This is a genomic window from Streptomyces sp. NPDC030165, from assembly GCF_055573595.1.
Map to the genome: position 1 here is coordinate 30,504 of NZ_JBVIBD010000018.1, position 18,583 is coordinate 49,086.

At 71.7% G+C, this 18,583-nt stretch carries 15 protein-coding genes and 1 tRNA gene; 5 read left to right on the forward strand and 11 right to left on the reverse strand.

The features are described 5' to 3' along the window. Positions 1–22: 22 nt before the first annotated feature. The 3 genes from ACZ4Z1_RS29410 to ACZ4Z1_RS29420 form a co-directional block, all read right to left on the reverse strand. Positions 23–1,882 carry a tetratricopeptide repeat protein gene (locus ACZ4Z1_RS29410; RefSeq protein ID WP_468489670.1) on the reverse strand — a complete coding sequence of 620 codons (1,860 nt, stop codon included), beginning with the start codon at positions 1,880–1,882 and terminating at the stop codon, positions 23–25. Between the two features lie 208 nt (positions 1,883–2,090). Continuing rightward, a tRNA-Met gene (locus ACZ4Z1_RS29415) sits at positions 2,091–2,164 on the reverse strand. A 78-nt stretch (positions 2,165–2,242) separates the two neighbouring features. Continuing rightward, entirely contained in the window at positions 2,243–5,167 is a 2,925-nt protein-coding gene (locus ACZ4Z1_RS29420; RefSeq protein ID WP_468489799.1) for a UPF0182 family membrane protein, read from the reverse strand. A gap of 136 nt (positions 5,168–5,303) precedes the next feature. Between ACZ4Z1_RS29420 and ACZ4Z1_RS29425 the strand changes: the two genes are divergently transcribed. After that, positions 5,304–5,858, forward strand: a complete 555-nt coding sequence (locus tag ACZ4Z1_RS29425; protein WP_468489671.1) for a PPA1309 family protein — start codon at positions 5,304–5,306, stop codon at positions 5,856–5,858. 145 nt (positions 5,859–6,003) lie between these two features. Here the strand turns inward: ACZ4Z1_RS29425 and ACZ4Z1_RS29430 are convergent, their stop codons facing one another. From ACZ4Z1_RS29430 to ACZ4Z1_RS29445, 4 genes are all read right to left on the reverse strand, one after another. Continuing rightward, positions 6,004–7,095, reverse strand: coding sequence for a YlbL family protein (locus ACZ4Z1_RS29430; protein WP_468489672.1), 1,092 nt, complete (start codon positions 7,093–7,095; stop codon positions 6,004–6,006). A 241-nt stretch (positions 7,096–7,336) separates the two neighbouring features. Further along, positions 7,337–7,516 carry a hypothetical protein gene (locus tag ACZ4Z1_RS29435; protein WP_365836013.1) on the reverse strand — a complete coding sequence of 60 codons (180 nt, stop codon included), beginning with the start codon at positions 7,514–7,516 and terminating at the stop codon, positions 7,337–7,339. 160 nt (positions 7,517–7,676) lie between these two features. After that, positions 7,677–8,138 (reverse strand): molybdenum cofactor biosynthesis protein MoaE, encoded by a 462-nt coding sequence (locus ACZ4Z1_RS29440; RefSeq protein WP_468489673.1) that lies wholly within the window; start codon positions 8,136–8,138, stop codon positions 7,677–7,679. A gap of 267 nt (positions 8,139–8,405) precedes the next feature. Continuing rightward, a complete protein-coding gene (locus tag ACZ4Z1_RS29445) occupies positions 8,406–9,557 on the reverse strand; it encodes an SDR family oxidoreductase (RefSeq protein WP_468489674.1) in 1,152 nt (383 codons plus the stop codon). Between the two features lie 191 nt (positions 9,558–9,748). On the opposite strand from ACZ4Z1_RS29445, the gene ACZ4Z1_RS29450 reads away from it, so the two are divergent. Together ACZ4Z1_RS29450 and ACZ4Z1_RS29455 are read left to right on the forward strand one after the other, a co-directional pair. Beyond that, complete coding sequence (locus ACZ4Z1_RS29450) at positions 9,749–11,221, forward strand: zinc-dependent metalloprotease (protein ID WP_468489675.1); 1,473 nt, start codon at positions 9,749–9,751, stop codon at positions 11,219–11,221. Continuing rightward, positions 11,218–11,745 (forward strand): NUDIX hydrolase, encoded by a 528-nt coding sequence (locus ACZ4Z1_RS29455; RefSeq protein WP_468489676.1) that lies wholly within the window; start codon positions 11,218–11,220, stop codon positions 11,743–11,745. Before ACZ4Z1_RS29450 ends, ACZ4Z1_RS29455 begins: the two co-directional genes overlap by 4 nt. Positions 11,746–11,851: 106 nt before the next feature. Here the strand turns inward: ACZ4Z1_RS29455 and ACZ4Z1_RS29460 are convergent, their stop codons facing one another. The 4 genes from ACZ4Z1_RS29460 to ACZ4Z1_RS29475 all read right to left on the reverse strand — a co-directional run bounded on the left by ACZ4Z1_RS29460 (position 11,852) and on the right by ACZ4Z1_RS29475 (position 15,774). Beyond that, positions 11,852–12,610 carry an AIM24 family protein gene (locus ACZ4Z1_RS29460; RefSeq protein WP_468489677.1) on the reverse strand — a complete coding sequence of 253 codons (759 nt, stop codon included), beginning with the start codon at positions 12,608–12,610 and terminating at the stop codon, positions 11,852–11,854. Between the two features lie 21 nt (positions 12,611–12,631). Next, positions 12,632–13,315, reverse strand: a complete 684-nt coding sequence (locus ACZ4Z1_RS29465) for an AIM24 family protein (RefSeq protein ID WP_468489678.1) — start codon at positions 13,313–13,315, stop codon at positions 12,632–12,634. A gap of 11 nt (positions 13,316–13,326) precedes the next feature. Beyond that, positions 13,327–15,060: a TerD family protein gene (locus ACZ4Z1_RS29470; protein ID WP_468489679.1), complete on the reverse strand. Its 1,734-nt coding sequence runs from the start codon at positions 15,058–15,060 to the stop codon at positions 13,327–13,329. Between the two features lie 114 nt (positions 15,061–15,174). Further along, on the reverse strand, positions 15,175–15,774 hold the full coding sequence (locus ACZ4Z1_RS29475; protein WP_468489680.1) for a M48 metallopeptidase family protein: 600 nt from the start codon (positions 15,772–15,774) through the stop codon (positions 15,175–15,177). Positions 15,775–15,963: 189 nt separating this feature from the next. Between ACZ4Z1_RS29475 and ACZ4Z1_RS29480 the strand changes: the two genes are divergently transcribed. Together ACZ4Z1_RS29480 and ACZ4Z1_RS29485 are read left to right on the forward strand one after the other, a co-directional pair. Then, on the forward strand, positions 15,964–17,109 hold the full coding sequence (locus tag ACZ4Z1_RS29480) for a TOMM precursor leader peptide-binding protein (protein ID WP_468489681.1): 1,146 nt from the start codon (positions 15,964–15,966) through the stop codon (positions 17,107–17,109). 34 nt (positions 17,110–17,143) lie between these two features. Beyond that, a complete protein-coding gene (locus tag ACZ4Z1_RS29485; protein WP_468489682.1) occupies positions 17,144–18,544 on the forward strand; it encodes an ABC1 kinase family protein in 1,401 nt (466 codons plus the stop codon). Positions 18,545–18,583: the final 39 nt, after the last annotated feature.

Below are 18,583 nucleotides of genomic sequence, written 5' to 3' on the forward strand. Positions count from 1 at the left end.
GCGCCACCCCGTACGACGCGTCTTACGCCGTCAGCTCCTCCTGGAGCGCCTCACGCAGCCGGGCCGCGCGCTCCGCGACCTCCGGCGGCCCCAGCTCCACGGCCCGCCGGCACCACTGGTGCCCCTCGGCGAGCGCGCCGCGCCGTGCGGCGAGCAGGGCCAGGCGCAGGGCGGCGCGCCCGTGCCCGTCCTCGGCCGCGCGGGTCCACCACAGGGCGGCCTCGGGCAGGCTGCCCTCCCTGGCCAGCAGCAGGCCGAGGTTGAAGGCGCCGTTGCGGCTGCCCGCCTCGGCCGCGGCGCGGTACCAGCGGGCGGCTTCGACCACATCGCCCCGCGCCGCCGCGAACATGCCAACCCGTACCTGGGCGCGCCGGTGCCCCTGCTGCGCGGCGTGCTCGTACCACCGGGTGCACTCGTCGTCCCGCCGCCGCTCGACCGCGCCGCCGTCGCGGCGGTCCAGCAGGTCGGCGAGGCGGAATGCCGCCTCGGCGCTGCCGCCCTCGGCCGCGCAGCGCAGGTTGCGTTCGGCGGCCTCCGTGTCACCGTCGCGCAGTTGGACGATGGCGACCTGGAGGGCGGCCTCGGTGTGGCCGGCCGCCGCGGCACGCTCGTACCACTCGTGCGCCATCCGCTCCGCGCCGCGCTCGGCGTACAGGATGCCGAGGTTGAAGGCGGCGTCCACGCTGCCCGCCTCGGCGGCCTTGGAGAACCACGGCTCGGCGCCGGCCGAGTCGCCGCGCTGGAGCAGCATGATGGCGAGCGCGTTGGCGGCCTCGCGGTGCCCGGCGTAGGCGGCGCGGCGGTACCACTGCTCGCCGCGGCCGTCCCGGCCCTGCTCGGCGCAGAGCAGGCCGATGTTGTACGCGCCGTTCACATCGCCCGCGTCCAGCGCCGCGCGGTACCAGCGCTCGGCGGTCTGCGTCTCGCCGCGGTCGGCGTGCAGCGCGCCCAGCGCGTTGGCGGCGTTGCCGTCGCCGTCCTGGGCGGCTCGGCGCCACCACTCGGCGGCGCTCTCCTCGTCGCCCGCGTCGCGCAGCAGGAAGCCGAGGGCGCAGGCGGCCCGCGCCTCACCGCCCTTGGCGGCGGTCAGGTACCAGCGGCCGGCCTCCTGGGTGTCGCCGCGCTCCTCCAGGAGCGTGCCCAGGTGCAGGGCGGCACGGCGGTGCCCACGCGCGGCGGCCTGGCGGTACCACTGCTCGGCCTCGGCGTCCGGGGTGCCGTCGCCCGTGGCGGCGGCGCGGTCGTCCAGCAGGCGGGCGAGGCGGTACGCGGCTTCGCGGTGCCCGCGCTCGGCGGCGGCCCGGAACCAGCGCTCGGCGCCGACGTCGCCGCGGTGCTCCAGGAGGTCGGCGAGGGCGTACGCGCCCAGGCAGTGCCCCGACTCGGCGGACTGGCGCAGCCAGTACTCGGCGGCGGGCTCGTCGCCGCGCTCGCGGTAGAAGCGGCCGAGCGCGTGGGCGGCAGCGGCGGATCCGGCGACGGCGGCGATCCGCCACCAGCCGGCCGCCTCGTCCGCGTAACCGCGCTGGTGCAGCAGGACGCCCAGGTTGTTGGCGGCCGCGCGGTCGCCGGCCGCGGTGGCGGAGCGCAGGTACGGTTCGGCGCCGTCCAGGTCGCCGCGGCGCAGCAGCGTCGCGCCCAGCACGCTCATGGCTCCGGTGTCGCCGGCTTCGGCGGCCCGGCGGTGGTGGGCTTCGGCCACGGCTTCGGACGCCTCTGCGGCGGCGTCGGCCTCGATCACGTCCAGCGGCATGTCGGCGTCACGCTGGTCCGGAAGCACGGTGTCCCGTCCGTCCGGTGTCCCGGATTCGCGCCCGTCGTCGGGCGCGTGCACAAACCGGCCTGTCTCCAACAACCTTGCCTTGTCCCCCATGAGGGCCATCGTCGCACCACCCGCAACCCGCGTACACCTGGTATACCGCAGCCAGTGAGGTCACTACAGCGTTTTGTCGACTTCCCGATACAGAGACATGCCAAACTCCGTTCTCCTCCACTGCCGTTCACATCTGGAAAAGGCGCACCCGCCCGGGCGTGTCGCGCCACACATGACGAAGGCCCGGATCCCAAGGATCCGGGCCTTCGTTCTTCAGTAGCGGGGACAGGATTTGAACCTGCGACCTCTGGGTTATGAGCCCAGCGAGCTACCGAGCTGCTCCACCCCGCGCCGTTGTGTGTCAAAGGTACCACGGCACGGAGGCGGTCCCGGCCCGCTGGTCGTCTCCCAGGGGCCGGGACCGCGATGTCAGCTTCCGCCGGTGCCGCCGTTCTTGCCGGCGTCACCCTTCTGAGCGGACTTCTTCTCCGCCTCGGCCGCCCGGTCCAGGGCCGCCTTCAGCTTCTTCTGCGCCTCGCCGTAGCCGGCCCAGTCGCCTTCCTTGCGGGCCTTCTCGCCCTCCTCGTACGCCTTCACGGCGTCGTCGAGGGCCTGTTGCACCGTCTGGTCGGCGGGCGGCTGCTGTCCCGTGTCGCCGTCACCGGACGGCGGCTGCTCCGTACCGGAGCCCGGCGGCTTCTTGCCGAACACCACGTCGAGCGCCTCGGCCAGGTTGTTGCCCAGCACGGGGTCGTTCTCGCCGTAGCTGACCAGCACCTTCTTCAGCAGCGGGTAGTTGGTGCCCGCGCCGCGCAGGTAGACCGGCTCGACGTACAGCAGGCCGCCGTTCATCGGGACCGTCAGCAGGTTGCCGTACTCGATCTCGGAGTCACCGAGTTTCTTGAGGATGTTCAGCTCGTTGGCGATCTTCGGATCGGAGTTGAACTTCGACTGGACCTGCTGTGGTCCGGGCACCGGTGTCTGGGACGGCAGTTTGAGCACTCTGATCCTGCCGTAGTCACCACTGGTGGCATTGGCGTCGACCGCCATGAACGCACCCAGGTTGTCCCGCTTGTTGGGTGTGAACGTCGTGGTGAGCGCGAAGGTCTGGGCCTTCTGGTCCGGCATCTTCAGGCTCTGGTAGTACGGCGGCACCGAGTTGCCTGACTTGTTCGTCGGGTCGTTCGGGACCTGCCAGCGCTCGCTGCCCGTGTAGAAGGTGTTCGGGTCGGTGACGTGGTACGTCGTCAGCAGCTGGCGCTGCACCTTGAAGAGGTCCTGCGGGTAGCGCATGTGCTCCATCAGGGACTTGCTGATGGAACTCTTCTTCTCGACCGTCCCCGGGAACGACTTCATCCAGGTCTTCAGGACCGGGTCCTTGGTGTCCCACTCGTAGAGCTTGACCGAGCCGTCATAGGCGTCGACCGTGGCCTTGACCGAGTTGCGGATGTAATTGACCTGATTCTGCTGGGCGACGACCGCCCGCTGACCGTCGGTGAGCGAGTCGGCCGTGGTGTCGCCGAGCGTGGTGCGCGAGGCGTACGGGTAGCCGTTGCTCGTCGTGTAAGCGTCGACGATCCACTTGATCCGGCCGTCGATGACCGCCGGGTAGGCGTCGCCGTCGATGGTCAGCCAGGGGGCGACCGCCTCCACGCGCTCCTTGGGCGTGCGGTTGTACAGGATCCGCGAATCCTTGCCGATGGCGCCCGAGTAGAGGATCTGCGGCTCGCCGAACGCGACCGCGTAGGCGGCGCGGTTGACCGGGTTGTCGAGGTTCACCCCGCTCTTGCCCGTGTAGCTGTAACTCTTCTCGCCGCTCTTGTCTGAGGAGTAGTCCAGCTCTTTCTGCGGCCCGCCCACGATCGAGTACTGGGTGGTCTTCTCGCCGTAGTACACCCGCTGCTCGTACGGGCCGAACTGGCCCTTCGAGGGCAGCTCGCTCTCGGTGTAGGCCGGCTCGCCGCCCTCGGCGAACGTGGTGCCCTTCGCCGCCACGGCGCCGTACCCGTGGGTGTACTTGAAGTGGTCGTTGATCCAGTTCCGCTCGGAGACACCGTTGAGGTTCAGCTCGCGCAGACCGATGACGGTGTCCTGGTCCTTGCCGTCCTTGTCCTTGTACCGGTCGACGTCCAGGGTGGACGGGAACTGGTAGTAGCTGCGGACCTGCTGCCGCTGCTGGAAGGCCGGGGAGACCACGTTCGGGTCGAGCAGACGCACGCTGGCGGTGGTGTCGGCGGCGTCCCGCAGCTTCTGCCGGTCCGTGTCGTCCTTCGGCTTGTAGTTGCCGTCATAGCTCTGCACGTCGACACCGTTGATGTCGTACGCGTCGCGGGTCGCCTTGATGTTCTGCTTGATGTACGGCGCTTCCTTGGCCTGCTCGTTCGGCTGGACCTGGAACTTCTGCACGATGGCCGGATACAGACCGCCGATGAGGACCGCGGAGAGCACCATCAGGCCGAAGCCGATGACCGGCAGCTGCCAGGTGCGGCGCCACAGCGTCGCGAAGAAGAGCACCGCGCAGATCGCCGCGATGAAGAACAGGATCGTCTTGGCCGGCAGGTAGGCGTTGGCGTCCACATAGCGCAGGCCGGTCCAGCCGTCGGCGGACTTCAGCCCGCTGGACTTCACCGCCAGGCCGTACCGGTCGAGCCAGTACGCGATGGCCTTGAGCGACACGAAGATGCCCAGCACCACGGACAGGTGGCCGGTGGCGGCGGCCGTCGCGCGCGAGCCGGGGCTCGTGACGCGCAGCCCGCCGTACAGGTAGTGGGTGAGCGCCGCGGCGATCAGGCACAGCACCGCGCACGCGAAGCCGAAGCTGAGCAGGAAGCGGTACCAGGGCAGGTCGAAGGCGTAGAACGAGACGTCCTTGCCGAACTGCGGGTCCTTCTGGCCGAACGGCACGCCGTTCACCCACTGGAGCCACGTACGCCACTGGCCGGAGGCCGACGCGCCGGCGATCAGGCCCACCACCGCGGTGACCGCGAGCAGCGCCCACTTCTTGTAGGGGGCGATGCCCATCCGGTAGCGGTCCAGGCTCTGCTGCTCCATGGACATCGCGCTCAGCGGGGGCCGCAGGCGGTGCGCCAGCCAGACGTTGACGCCGACCGCGACGGCCATCAGGGCGCCGAAGGCGAGAAACAGTCCGATCTTCGTCAACAGGGTGGTGGTGAAGACCGAGGAGAAATCGACCGACCGGTACCAGAGCCAGTCGGTCCAGAACCCGGAGAACATGACGAAGAGCATGGCCAGCACGGCCAGCACGCCCAGTGTCATGAGCAGGGTCCGGACCCGCCGGGACGGTCGGCCGACTCTGATCCGTGGCCCTGTCGGGCCTCCGCCGCGGTCCGGCATCTGGAAAGCCAAGGTGCGCACCTCGAAGTTCGCTGTCGTATTGAGCAGGCCCGGCGATAGTAGGACCCACTGTTGCAACTTACTAAGGCTTTACTCGGTTCCCGTTTTCCGGGGTTCGCAAGGCACGATATTGAGCATGAACAACCTTCCCGTCGACGGCACCCCCCTCGCCGCCAGCCCGCTGACCCGTGCCGTACTCGAAATCGACGAGTACGCCGCCGGGCTCGGCTGGGACCAGCCCGCCCGCCTCTTCGCCCTCGTGGACACCGCCCAGCTCCGTGAGCAGGAACCTTCGCTCGCCGAACAGCTCGGTATCGACGACTCCACCACCGCCTCACTGACCCCGGTCGAGCAGGACGAGATCCCCGCCGACGCTCCGCTGGACGAGTTCCTGGCCACCATCGGCTGGCCGGACGCGGTGGCCGGCTGTGCGATGACCGTGGAGCGGCTGATGCTGCCGCCGTCCGCGGAGGACTCCGTACCGGCGGGCATGGACGAGGCCCAGCTCGCCAAGTGGGTCGCCGAGCACCCGGACCGGCAGGAGGTGCGGATGACGGTGGCGGTGCTGCGGGACGGCACGCGGGAGTCGGCGCTGCGGCTGCGGGAGAAGGACGCCACGTCCGAGGTGCTGACCGGCTCGCAGCTCGTGCCGGGGCTGGCGGACGCGCTGGCCGCCACCTTCGAGGGCTGAGGGCGCAGGCTCCGGCACCGGGGCCGCCCGGAGCCGCCCGGGGCCGGGAGACGCCGCTCTGCCCCGGTCCACGGCCCGGTCCGGCCGCACGGCTCCGGCCCGCGGCCGTGCCGTGCCGGCTCGGGACCCGTACGGGCTGGGCCGCCTACTTGTTCGCGGGGCAGCTCGGCAGGCCGGCCGTGTCTCCCTTGCGGATCTTCTCCAGGGACGTCAGCGCGTCCTGAATGGTGTCCACCTTGACCAGGCGCAGGCCCTCCGGGTGGTCGTCGACGACGGTCGCGCAGTTGTCCTTGGGTGTCAGGAAGTACTCGGCGCCCTTGTTGCGCGCGCCGACGACCTTCATCGCGATGCCGCCGATCGGGCCGACCTTGCCGTCCGCGTCGATCGTGCCCGTACCGGCCACGAACTTTCCGCCGGTCATGTCCTCGGGCGTGAGCTTGTCGATGATCCCGAGGGCGAACATCAGCCCGGCGCTGGGGCCGCTGACGTCGGCCAGCTTGATGTCGACATTGAACGGGAACGTGTAGTCGATGCCGGCCTGGATGCCGACGACGGCCCGGCCGCCCTTCGCCTTCGCGGTCGTGACGGCGACGTCCTTGGTCGGGCCCTCGGGCCGCTTGCCCTTCTTCTGGGCCGCGGCCGCCTCCTTGGCCGGGATGACCGTGAAGACCGCCTGCTCGCCGGGCTTGTGCCGGGTGACGAGCCTGGCGACGTCCGTGTGGGTCTTGACCTGCGTACCGTCCACGGCCTTGATCACGTCACCGGCGTGCAGCTTGCCGTCCGCGGGGGCGTCCTTGACGACGGATGCCACGACCGTCTGGGAGCCGACCGGAATCTTCAGCTGCTTGAACGCCGCGACCTTGGCGCTCTCCAGGGACTGGCTGAACTCCTCGGCGTTCTGCTGGTCGGACTGCTCCGCCGTCTGGCCCTCGGGGTAGAGGGTCTTGTGGGGTACCACGATGCTGTCGTGCTTCAGCCAGCCGACGACCGCCTCGAAGAGGTTCATGCGGTACTCGGCGCCGGTGACCCGGACCGTGACCATGTTCAGGTTGCCGGAGGTCGGATACGTCTTGTGGCCGGATATCTGCAGCACCGGCTCGCCCTTGTGCTCGCCCAGGGTGTTGGTGGTGGGCCCCGGATACATCTCGGAATACGGAACGGGAATCACCATTCCGGCGCAGATCAGCGCAATCAGCATCACGAGAGAGGCGAGCAGCGTCGCGGTGCGGCGTGGCATGGAACGACAGTACGGGACGCCTCCGACACCCGGTCCCCGGGGCCGTCCGTCCGAGGCCGTCCGTCCGAGGGCGGGCGGAACGGCGCACGGACGCCGGTCAAGGCCTGGGATCAGGGCGTCGGTCGGAGCTTCCGGTCAGGACGTCGGCCAGGACTTCCGGACAGGGCGCCGGGCAACCGGAGTCATGGCGGCCGCTTGCGTCCGCGTACGCCCGCCACGGCCCCGGCTCATCCGGTCATGCTCATGCCGCGTCAGAACCGGAATGCGCCTTCTCGGGCTTCTCCATCGCCTCCCGGAAGCGCGCGTAGCCCGCCAGTTCCGCGACGTCCCCGGTCCTGCGGTTGCGCGATGCCCAACTGCTCCACACGACGGCGGCGATGACGGCCAGAACCGGAATCAGCAACCAGAGGAGCGCTCCCATAGCGGCCTCCCGACCCCTTGTAACAACCGCAACGACGAATAAGCAGATTAACCATCTGCCAGGTCAACGCTTACGCCAGGGGGCGGGTTACGCAACTGGAGCGCACGTCAAGAATTTCTCGAAACCACCCGGAACGGACACCACCGCACGGAACCGGCCGTCAACAGGCACCGACCCACTCCTCCGTGCCGTCCGAAAAGCGCTGGTGCTTCCAGATCGGCACCTCGTGCTTGAGGTCGTCGATCAGCCGCCGGCAGGCCGCGAACGCCTCCGCCCGGTGCGGGCAGGAGACCGCCACGACCACCGCCAGGTCACCGACGGTCAGCTCGCCGACGCGGTGCACCGCGGCCAGCGCGCGTACCGGGAAGTCGGCCGCCACCTTCTCGGCGACACGGCGCAGTTCGGCCTCGGCACTCGGGTGCGCCGAGTAGCCGAGGGCGTCGACGTCGGCGCCGCCGTCGTGCGAGCGGACCGTACCGACGAACAGGGCCGTGCCGCCGGCGGCCGGATCGCCGACGGCCGCGAAGACCTCGTCCAAGGACAGCGGGGAGTCACGGACCGCGAGGAGGCGGATCGCGTCCGCCGCACCCTGCTCGCCCGGGTGGTCATACGTGCCTGGCATGGCTCCATCGTGCCGTACGGGACGGCCCTGCGGGGCATGGCCTTTCCACCGGTCCTGCGACAGGGCCCGTTGGAGGCTCCTACAGGGGCGGGGCGGCGGAGGCTTCCGTGGTCGTACGGAAGTCTCTGTGCGGCTGTCACGGCCGTACGGAGGCGCCTCCGGCCTCCGCACGGAGGCTTCTCCCCGCCGTACGGAGGGCTCCCTGTGGCCGTACGGCGGTCCCCGCGGCCTCGCGACCATGGCCGAGCCCCGGGGCCCCTCAGGTCCTCAGATGCGCCGACGGGCCTTACGTGCGCGGCGCACCAGGGCGGCGGTGCCCAGGAGGGCGACCGTCGCGCCGGCCGCTCCGGCGGCGGTGGCGTCCTTGCGGCCCAGGCGGCGACCCGCGACCGTGTGCCGGCCCGCGACCTCCTCCAGCAGCTCGGCCAGCACCTCCTCGTTCGTCCACCGGGGGCGCCAGCCCGCCTCGTGCAGCCGGCTGCCGCTGACGACCCACGGGTGCATCGTGTACGCCAGGTCTCCGGCGGGCGACGGTGTGAGGCCGATCCGGTGCAGCCGGGCCGCGGCGCCGAGCGCCACCGAGGACGGCAGCTCCATGCGCCGGATGCCGGACAGCTCCTCGACCTCCTCCTGCTCCAGCCAGCCGTCGCAGCCCACCGCCAGCTCGCCCTCGACCTTCTCCAGCGCGGCATACAGCAGGGCGCTGACCAGGTCCTCCACGTGGCAGAACTGCCAGGCCGGGCGCGAACCGGCCACGACCAGCAGCCGCGGCGACTCGAAGTAGCGGGTCAGCGCGGTGTCCGTGCCGCCCACCAGGACGGTGGGGCGCAGGACGGTGACGTTCAGGCCGGGGTGCGCGCGGGGCGCGCGGTGCGCCAGGCGCTCGATCTCCAGGAGGTCGCCGACCCCGGTGGCGTCGGCGGTGGCCCGCAGCTCGGCGTCCTCGGCCAGCGGCACGTCGTTGTCGGGGAGCGCGCCGTAGACCATGGCGGAGGTGCAGAGCACGACCCGGTGCACACCGGCGGCCGCGGCGGCCGTGAGGACCGTCTGCGTACCGCGCACGTTGTACGCCGTACGGGCCGCCGCGTCGGTCTCCAGGTCGAGGTCGACGGCGAGATGTACGACGACGTCGGCGCCGCGCAGCTTGTCGGCGATGGCCGGGTCGCGGACGTCCAGGACGTGCCAGTGCGCCTCGGTGGCCTCGCCGCGCCGCTCGTCGATGGCCACGACCCGCTTGACCTCGTCGGACTCGGTCAGCGCCTGGGTCAGCAGGGCCCCCACGCCGGAGGCGGCGCCGGTGACCGCGACGACGGGGCGGCGCAGCGGCCGGGCGGGCGCGGCGTCCGCCTGTTTTTCTGCGTTCTCGGTGTCGGCGGCAGCGTTTCGCGCTGCGCGAACGGTCGGATCTGGGGAACTCACCGGGCGTCTCCAGCGGTTGTCTTCAGTGCGTAGGCGTGCTGACGCGTACGTACCAGGTGGCGTCCATCCTGCCGCAGGCGCCGGGAAGGCGAAGCACCGAGCCCCGAAGCGGGGCGGGTGTCTAGGCTGGAAGAGAATGTCGGGCAGCCGCCGCCGGCCCGGGCCGGCGGCCCTACGAGCCGAGGAAACCCGTGAGTGACACCCCATTTGGATTCGGCCTTCCGCCGGAGGAGCCGGAGGACGGCGACAACGGCAAGAAGAAGGGCGGCCAGGGAGGTAGCCAGGGCCCCGCGAACCCGTTCGGATTCGGCGGCGGGAGCGGCGGCGCGGACCATCCGTTCGCGGCGCTCTTCGGCGGCATGGGCGGTCCTGGTGGCGAGATGAATCCTGGCGATCTTGGCGCCGCCTTCCAGAAACTGGGCCAGATGCTCTCGTACGAGGGCGGCCCGGTGAACTGGGACATGGCCAAGGACATCGCGCGGCAGACCGTCGCGCAGGGCGCCGAGGACGGCACCAAGGACGCGAGCGTCTCCCCCGGTGAGCGGGCGGCCGTCGAGGAGGCCGTGCGCCTCGCCGACCTGTGGCTGGACGGTGTGACGTCGCTGCCGTCGGGCGCGGGCACGGTGCTGTCGTGGAGCCGCGCCGAGTGGGTCGAGGAGACCCTGCCGGTGTGGAAGGACCTGGTGGACCCGGTCGCGGAGCGCGTCGGCGCGGCCATGGGTGACGTCCTGCCCGAGGAGATGCAGGCCATGGCGGGCCCGCTGCTCGGCATGATGCGCTCCATGGGCGGTGCCATGTTCGGCACCCAGATCGGGCAGGCGCTGGGCGTGCTGGCCGGTGAGGTCGTGGGTTCCACGGACGTCGGGCTGCCCCTGGGGCCGGCCGGCAAGGCCGCGCTGCTGCCGGGCAACATCGCCAACTTCGGTTCGGGTCTCGGCGTGCCCGAGGAGGAGGTGCGGCTCTACCTGGCCCTGCGCGAGGCCGCCCACCAGCGGCTCTTCGCCCATGTGCCGTGGCTGCGCTCGCACCTGTTCGGCGCGGTCGAGGGGTACGCCCGCGGCATCAAGGTCGACACGACCAAGCTGGAGGACGTGGTCGGCCAGCTCGACCCGCAGCACCCCGAGGAGCTGCAGAACGCCCTCCAGCAGGGCATGTTCCAGCCCGAGGACACCCCGGAGCAGAAGGCGGCGCTGGCCCGCCTGGAGACGGCGCTGGCCCTCGTCGAGGGCTGGGTGGACGCGGTCGTGCACGCCGCCGCCTCCCCGCACCTGCCGTCGGCCGACGCGCTGCGCGAGACGCTGCGGCGGCGCCGGGCGACCGGCGGCCCGGCCGAGCAGACCTTCGCCACCCTCATCGGCCTGGAGCTGCGTCCGCGGCGCCTGCGGGACGCCTCGCGGCTGTGGGCCCTGCTGACGGACGCGCGTGGCCTGGACGGCCGGGACGCGCTCTGGGAGCACCCGGACATGCTGCCGACGGCCGCCGACCTGGACGACCCGGACGGCTTTGTCCACCACGAGCAGCTGGACTTCTCCGAGCTGGACAAGATGCTCGGTGAGGCCGCGGGCGGCGCCCAGAAGCCGGACCTCACCAAGGAAAGCGGCGAGGGCGGCTCCGAGGAAGGCGGCAAGCCCGGCGACGGCGGCAAGGGCGACGGCGAGAAGTGAGCCTTCACGACGACGCGGCGCGGGTCCTCAAGGAGTGGCCCGCGCCGTCCCCTGAGCAGGACCGGCTGCGGCTCTCCTACCTGGACCACCTGGCCACGTATCCGGACGGCATGGGCAAGCCCTGCAAGGACGGGCACATCACGGCCAGCGCCCTGGTCGTCGACCCGTCGCGCGGCCGGGTCCTGCTGACACTGCACCGCAAGCTCAAGATGTGGCTCCAGATGGGCGGGCACTGCGAGCCGGAGGACGCCACGCTCGCGGACGCGGCGCTGCGCGAGGCGCGCGAGGAGTCCGGCATCACGTCCGGTCTGACGCTGCTGGGCGGGCCGGTGCGGCTGGACCGGCATCTGACGCCGTGCGCGTGGCATCTGGACGTGCAGTACGCGGCGCTGGCGCCCGAGGGGGCCGAGGCGGTGATCAGCGACGAGTCGCTGGAGCTGCGCTGGTTCCCGTACGACGAGGTGGCGGCGGTGGCGGACGACTCGGTCGTACGCCTCGTGGAGCGCACGCGCGCGCTCCTGTAGGACGCATCGCAGCCTTGCGGCCGCCCGCGGACTCTCGTACGGAGGGATGCGGGCGGCCGGTGTGCGGGGCGGGCCGGCCGCCGGTACGGGCGGCGGCCTGCGCGCCTCAGTTGGTGAAGATGTTGCCCTTGTTCTGGCCGTGGGCACCCTGCTGTCCCATACCGAACTGGGCGGCCAGACCGGACCCGATGACGGCGTTCTGCGGCGGCAGCAGCTCGCTGGGCTGGACGAGCGCGTAGCCCTGGCCCAGGAAGCTCAGCTCCCAGCCCTCGCCCGTGCTGCCGCGGCGCCGCCACACCCCCGAGGAGTGCGTCTGCGCCTGCATCTGCACCCGCAGCGAGGCGGACCAGGCGACCACCGCGTCGGCGTCGGCGTTGACGTACTTGTCCGGCGTGACCTGCATCATCAGCGGCTGGCCCGAGGTCATCAGCACGACCTTGCCGCGGCCGGAGATGTTGAGCTGGTACTTGCCGGTGCCGGAGATCCCGTACTGGCTGTCCACCGAGATCACCTCCCAGTGGAGGCCGGAGTCCAGCGCCAGCACATAGCTGCTGTCCACGGTCAGGCCGTCGTGGTCGACGTCCAGGACGTGCACGTACTGCGCGAGGTTGGCCAGGTAGACGGTGCCCTGCCCGGAGACGCGCATCAGATCCAGGCCCTCACCGGAGGCGGCACGGGCGTGCTGCTGACCCGGCGACTGGTAGTTTCCGTCGAACTCCAGCAGCCCCTGGTAAGCGACCATGCTGCCCTTACGGGCGAGCAGGTCCTCGTGGCCCTGCAGGGCGACCCGCAGCAACTGCGGGTTCTGCAGGGCGTACCGGTCCTGGGTCTGCGCCTCGGTGTAGGCGAAAAGCGGACTCTGCATGATGGCTTGACGTCCTCCCCCTCAGCCCCGGGCCCGGAGCCGGTCGGTGCTGTCCTCACTGGGCTGTACGACGACGAAGCCCTGGCCGGAGAAGCCGAGCTGGTACGCCTCGCCGCTGCCGCGCCCGATCATCGAGGACGCCTTGAAGCTGCGCTTGCCCTTCATCTTCAGGTTCGTCGACCAGGCGACGAGCGCGTCCGGGTCGACGTAGGTCTCGTCCTCGCCGCGGCCGCAGTCCACCACGATCGGGGTGCCGCGGGAGGTCAGCGCGACCCAGCCGGTGCCCGAGATGCCGACGTTGAACAGGCCCTGACCGGCGAATTTGGCCATTCCCTTGACGCGCTGCACACCCCATTGGAGGTGGGCGTCGAAGGCCAGGAGGTTGGTACCGTTGACGGAGATCGAGTCGCCGTCGAGGTTGATGCAGACGACGTCCGCGCCGTAATCGGCGAGGTAGAGCAGGCCGTCGCCGGAGCACTTCATCAGGGGCGTGCCCTCGCCGCTCAGCCATTGGGAGGCCATCTGACGCACCGCGGGCGGGTTGGGCTCGTACTGGACGAAGCCCTCGTAGGCGACCATCGAGCCGGTACGGGCGAAGACGTCCTGGCCGCTCTGCATGGCGATCTTCACCATCGCACTGCCGTGGTTCTCCATGCGGGCGGCGGGTGCGGTCGGGGCGTAGCCCGGGACGTGCTGTTCGTACATGGCGGGCTCCCTCAGACCTCGTAGGGCTGGACGACGATGAAGTTGCCGGGCGCGCCGCGGAACTGGAGGTTCACGGTCTCGCCGGAGTGTCCCGGATACGCGCTGCGGCGCAGGCTCACCTGACTGGAGATGATCACCTGCGAGGCGGCCGACCAGGCGACGATGGCGTTGGCGTCCGCGAACGTCGTCGGGGTGACCGGGAGGACGACCGGTGTGCCCTGGGTCTTGACGACGACCGTGCCGGTGCCCTGGAACTGCATGGTGAACAGCGCGCCGCCCGGAATGCCGTGCCCCTCGATGCGGCGGATCTCGTGCTGGAGCGACTCGTCGAAGGCGAGCACGCTCTCGGCCGAGACGCAGATCGCGTCGCCCTGGAGCTCGATGGGGTGCACATGGGCGCTGTTGTCCGCGAAGAAGACCTGGCCCTGGCCCGTGCAGCGCATCAGCTGCATCTCCTGGCCGGTGGCGTTGCCCACGATGCGGCCCCGGATGCCGGCGCCCTTGTAGTTGAAGTCGACCTTGCCCTGGTAGAGGACCATGCTGCCCTGGCGGGCGAGCACCGGCTGCCCGTCGATGCCGAGGTCGGCGCGGATCAGCTTCTCGTTCTGCGGGGTCCACCGCTGGCCGGTGGGCGCTTCGCGGTACTTGTCCAGGACGACGCCGAGGCCGGGACCGCCGCCCTGGGCCTGCGGTCCGCCGTACGGGGCGGGCTGGCCCTGAGGCGCTCCGTACGGGGCCGGGGGCTGCTGGCCGGGGAACTGACCGCCCGGCTGGCCGTACGGGGCCTGGGGCGGGGTGTGCGGCGGGGCCTGGGGAGCCGCCTGGGGCGGCTGGCCGTACGGCGGCTGCCCGGGGACATGGCCGGGCTGGCCGGCCGGTGCGCCGGGGGGCGCCGTCGGGGCCGCGATGGTCGGGGCGGCGTGCACCTGCGGGGCCGGCTGCTGAGGCGGCTGGGCCTGGGCCGGAACCTGCGGGTCCGGGTGGGGCGGTGCCGGGGGCTGAGGCGCTTCCTGGGGCTGCTGGGCCTGGGGAGCGCCTTGAGACGCGCCCTGGGGCGCGCTCGGCGGCGCGCCGAAGGCCGGGGCGGGCTGCTGCGGGGCGGGCTGCCCCTGGGCCGCGGGGGCGGCGAAGCCCGGCGCCGGCTCGGCGGCGGCGGGCGGCGCGAAGCCCGGGACACCGCCCTGCGGCGCCGGCGCGGGCTCGGCCGCGGGCTCCTCCTCCGCGACCTCGCCGCCGAAGTTCTTCAGCAGCGCCTCCAGGCCGCCGTCGAAGCCCTGCCCGACCGCGGCGAAGCGCCACACGTCCTTCAGGTAGAAGTCCCCGAGCATCACGGCGCGCTCGGTGCTGAACTCGGCACCGTCGAACGCGTAGCGGGCGACCTCCTCGCCGCCCGCGACGATGCGCAGGTAGCCGGGGCCGATCTGGGACATCTGCCCCGCGCCGTCGAGCGTGGCGGTGAAGGAGAGCTTCCGGATGTGCTGCGGTATCCGGTCGAGCGTGACCCGGAAGGACTCGGTGTCGCCCGCCTGGGGGCCCAGCAGCTGGACCGAGCCCTCGGGGGACGCGGGCTGGTTGAAGAAGACGAAGTACCGGTCGTCGGAGAGCCGCTCGTCCGCGTCGAGACCGAAGCAGCTGATGTCGAAGGTCAGGCCGGTACCGGCGATCTGCACCCCTACGTACAGATCCGTCCCGGCCGTCAGATCACTGATCCTGGCCTTGTGGCCCCGCTGGAATTCCCTGGCCATACGTAACGACCGTCCCCCGCTCCCGCTTTGCGCTCTGATGACGTTGCGCCAGGCTAACCGCTGCCGCCGACAGCGGGCGATGCCGAGCGGGGCGCGAACCGGGCGGAACCGGCCTTATTCCGTACGGGCCGCGGGCAGATGCGGCAGCCGGTCCGCCGCCACCACACCTTCGAGATAGCCGCGCGCACGCTCCGTACGCGGGTATGACTCCAGGAGCCGCCAGAAACGCTGCCCGTGACCGGGGACGAGAAGATGCGCCAGTTCGTGCAGGAGCACGTAGTCGACGACGTACTCCGGCATCCCCTGGAGCCGGTGCGAGAGGCGGATGCTGCCCTCTGCGGGCGTGCAGGAGCCCCAGCGGGTGTTCTGGTTGGTCACCCAGCGCACCGTGGCGGGCCGGGCGCGGCCGCCCAGGTACTGCTCCGACAGCCGCTCCGCGCGTTCGGCCAGCTCGCTGTCGCCGAGTTTCCGTCTGCTCTCCTGCGCGGCGAGCTTGTCCAGCATCACCGTCACCCAGCGCCGCTCCTCGGCCTCGGACATCCGGGCCGGGATCAGGACGATGGTGCGGTCGCCCTCGCGGTAGGCGGAGACCGTACGGCGCCGCCGCGAGCTTCTGCGCACCTCGATCGCGCTCGTCGCGGGGCTGCCGGCCGCGGGGCGCGCGGCGGTCCTGCGTGGGGGATCTGCGGCTCGGCGCAAAGGGTCGGCGGGCACGCCCCGACGTTACCCGCTGCCCGTCCGGGAAGTCCCGCCCCCGGCCTGCGCCATGTTCCCGGACCGCTCCGAGGCGGGTACGGCTTGTATGACTATTGCCTGCCGGCTGTGGACAACTTCCGACGCCCGGCGCGGGGGCGGGGGATGCTGAAGACCGCTGGACGAGATCCGATCGACGGGGGCGGATTCATGTATCCGATGCTCAAGCCCGCGCTGCGGCGCGGATGGCGGAACCGGGAGACGGTGCGGTTCGGGGTGGCCCCGGCGCACGCGGTGGAACTGGGCCCGGTGGACACGGCCACCGGGAGCTTTCTGGCCTTGATCGACGGCACGCGGAGCCTGGAGCAGCTGGCGGACGCCGCCGAGTCACTGGGCCTGCCGGACGGGCACGCGCGGCGGATGGTGGACCGGCTGGGGCGGGCCGGCCTGCTGGACGTGCCGTCGGCGGGCGGACCGGCGGCCGACACGGTGCGCGCGGACTCCGCAGCCTTCGGCCGGCTCCGGGCGGATCTCGCGTCGCTGTCCGTGCTGCATCCCGAGGCCGCGAGCGGACTGGAGCGGATGGGGGCGCGCCGTGCCATACGGGCGCGGGTGCGCGGCGCCGGCCGGGTGGGCGCCTCGGTCGCGGCCCTGCTCTCGGCGGCGGGCGTCGGGCGGGTGGAGGTGCAGGACGGCGGGAAGGTCGAGCCCTGGGACGTCGTGCCGGGCGGTGTGCGGACGGAGCAGATCGGTGCGCGCCGGGACACCGCCGCACGCAGCCTGGTCCACCGGGTCTCGCCCTGGTCGCGGAGGCCGCGGCCAGGGAGCGGGCCGTCGGACGCGGGCGAGCCGGGCCTCGGGCTCGTCGTGATCGCGCCGCGCGACGGCCTCGCCGCGTACGCGCCCGACCCGGACCTGAGCGAGCCCTTCCTGACCGCGGGAATCCCTCATCTGTTCACCGGGGTGGTCGAGGGGACCGGCGTGGTGGGCCCGCTGGTCCTGCCGGGCGGCTCCTCCTGCGCGGGCTGTCTGCAACTGCGGCGTACGGACGCGGAGCCGGCCTGGCCGCGGCTGCTGGCCCAGTGGCGGTCGGGGCGCGGCGCACCGGCCGTCCCGGCGTGCGACGCGGCTCTGGCGACGATGGTGGCGGGGCTGGCCGCCGTGCAGGCACTGGCGTTCCTGGACGGTCAGTTGCCACCCTGCACGGGAGCCCGGATGGAGGTGGCGCTGCCCTGTGCGGACTGGCGGACCACCAGGATCGCGCCGCATCCGGAGTGCGGCTGCGGCGCAGCGGGACCGGCCGGCGCCACGGGTGCCTCGGATCCGGTCGGACGACACGTAACAATGGCGGAGTAACCCCGGTTGGGGACAGTGTGAGTTGGAGGGGCGCATGTCAGATCTTCCCCGCAAGGCGGTCACCCGTACCGCCAAGCTGGCCGCGCTGCCACTGGGATTCGCCGGCCGCGCCACCTGGGGGCTGGGCAAGCGGATCGGCGGCAGGTCGGCGGACCTCGTCGGCCGCGAGCTCCAACAGCGGACCGCCGAACAGCTCTTCCGGGTGCTCGGCGAGCTGAAGGGCGGCGCCATGAAGTTCGGGCAGGCGCTGTCGGTCTTCGAGTCGGCGCTGCCGGAGGAGGTCGCCGGTCCGTACCGCGCCGCGCTCACCAAACTTCAGGAAGCCGCGCCGCCGATGCCGACGGACACGGTGCACAAGGTGCTGGCGGAGCGGCTGGGCGAGGACTGGCGCGAGCTGTTCACGGAGTTCGAGGACAAGCCGTCGGCGGCCGCGTCGATCGGGCAGGTGCACCGTGCGGTCTGGCACGACGGCCGTGAGGTGGCGGTCAAGGTCCAGTATCCGGGAGCGGGCGCGGCCCTGCTGTCCGACCTGTCCCAACTGGGCCGGTTCGCCCGGCTGCTCGGGCCGCTGATCCCCGGCATGGACATCAAGCCGCTGATCTCCGAGCTGCGCGACCGGGTCTCCGAGGAGCTGGACTACGCCCTGGAGGCCGAGGCCCAGCAGGTGCACGCCGAGGAGTTCGCCGATGATCCCGACGTACGGGTGCCCGCCGTGGTCCACCAGGGTGACCAGGTGCTGGTGACCGAGTGGATGGAGGGCGTACCCCTCTCGGAGATCATCGCGAACGGCACCCAGGAGGAGCGCGACCGGGCCGGGCAACTCCTCGCCCGCTTCCTCTTCTCCGGCACCGCCCGCACGGGCCTGCTGCACGCCGATCCACACCCGGGCAACTTCCGGCTGCTGACCGGCGACGCCCCCGACGGCCCGGCGGAGCAGTGGCAGCTGGGCGTCCTGGACTTCGGCACGGTCGACCGGCTGCCGGACGGCCTGCCGCCCACGATCGGTGCCTCACTGCGCATGACACTCGACGGCGAGGCCGAGGCGGTCTACGAGCTGCTGTGCGAGGAGGGCTTCGTGAAGGAGTCCATCGAGCTGGACCCCGACGCGGTGCTGGACTATCTGCTCCCGATCATCGAACCGGCCCAGGTGGACGACTTCACCTTCACCCGCTCCTGGATGCGCACCCAGGCCGCGCGCATCGCCGACCCGCGTTCCCCCGCCTACCAGCTCGGCCGCCAGCTCAACCTGCCGCCCTCCTACCTGCTCATACACCGTGTGACGCTGAGCACGATCGGCGTTTTGTGCCAGCTGGGCGCCACCGTCCGCCTGCGCGACGAGCTGGAGTCGTGGCTCCCGGGCTTCAACCCGGCCGACGGCTCCACCCTGTCCGTACCCGAGCAGAACCACCCCACGGCGGAGGAGACACCGGCCTGACAACACCGACGACGAACCGTCCCTCCAGGGGGCAGCTCA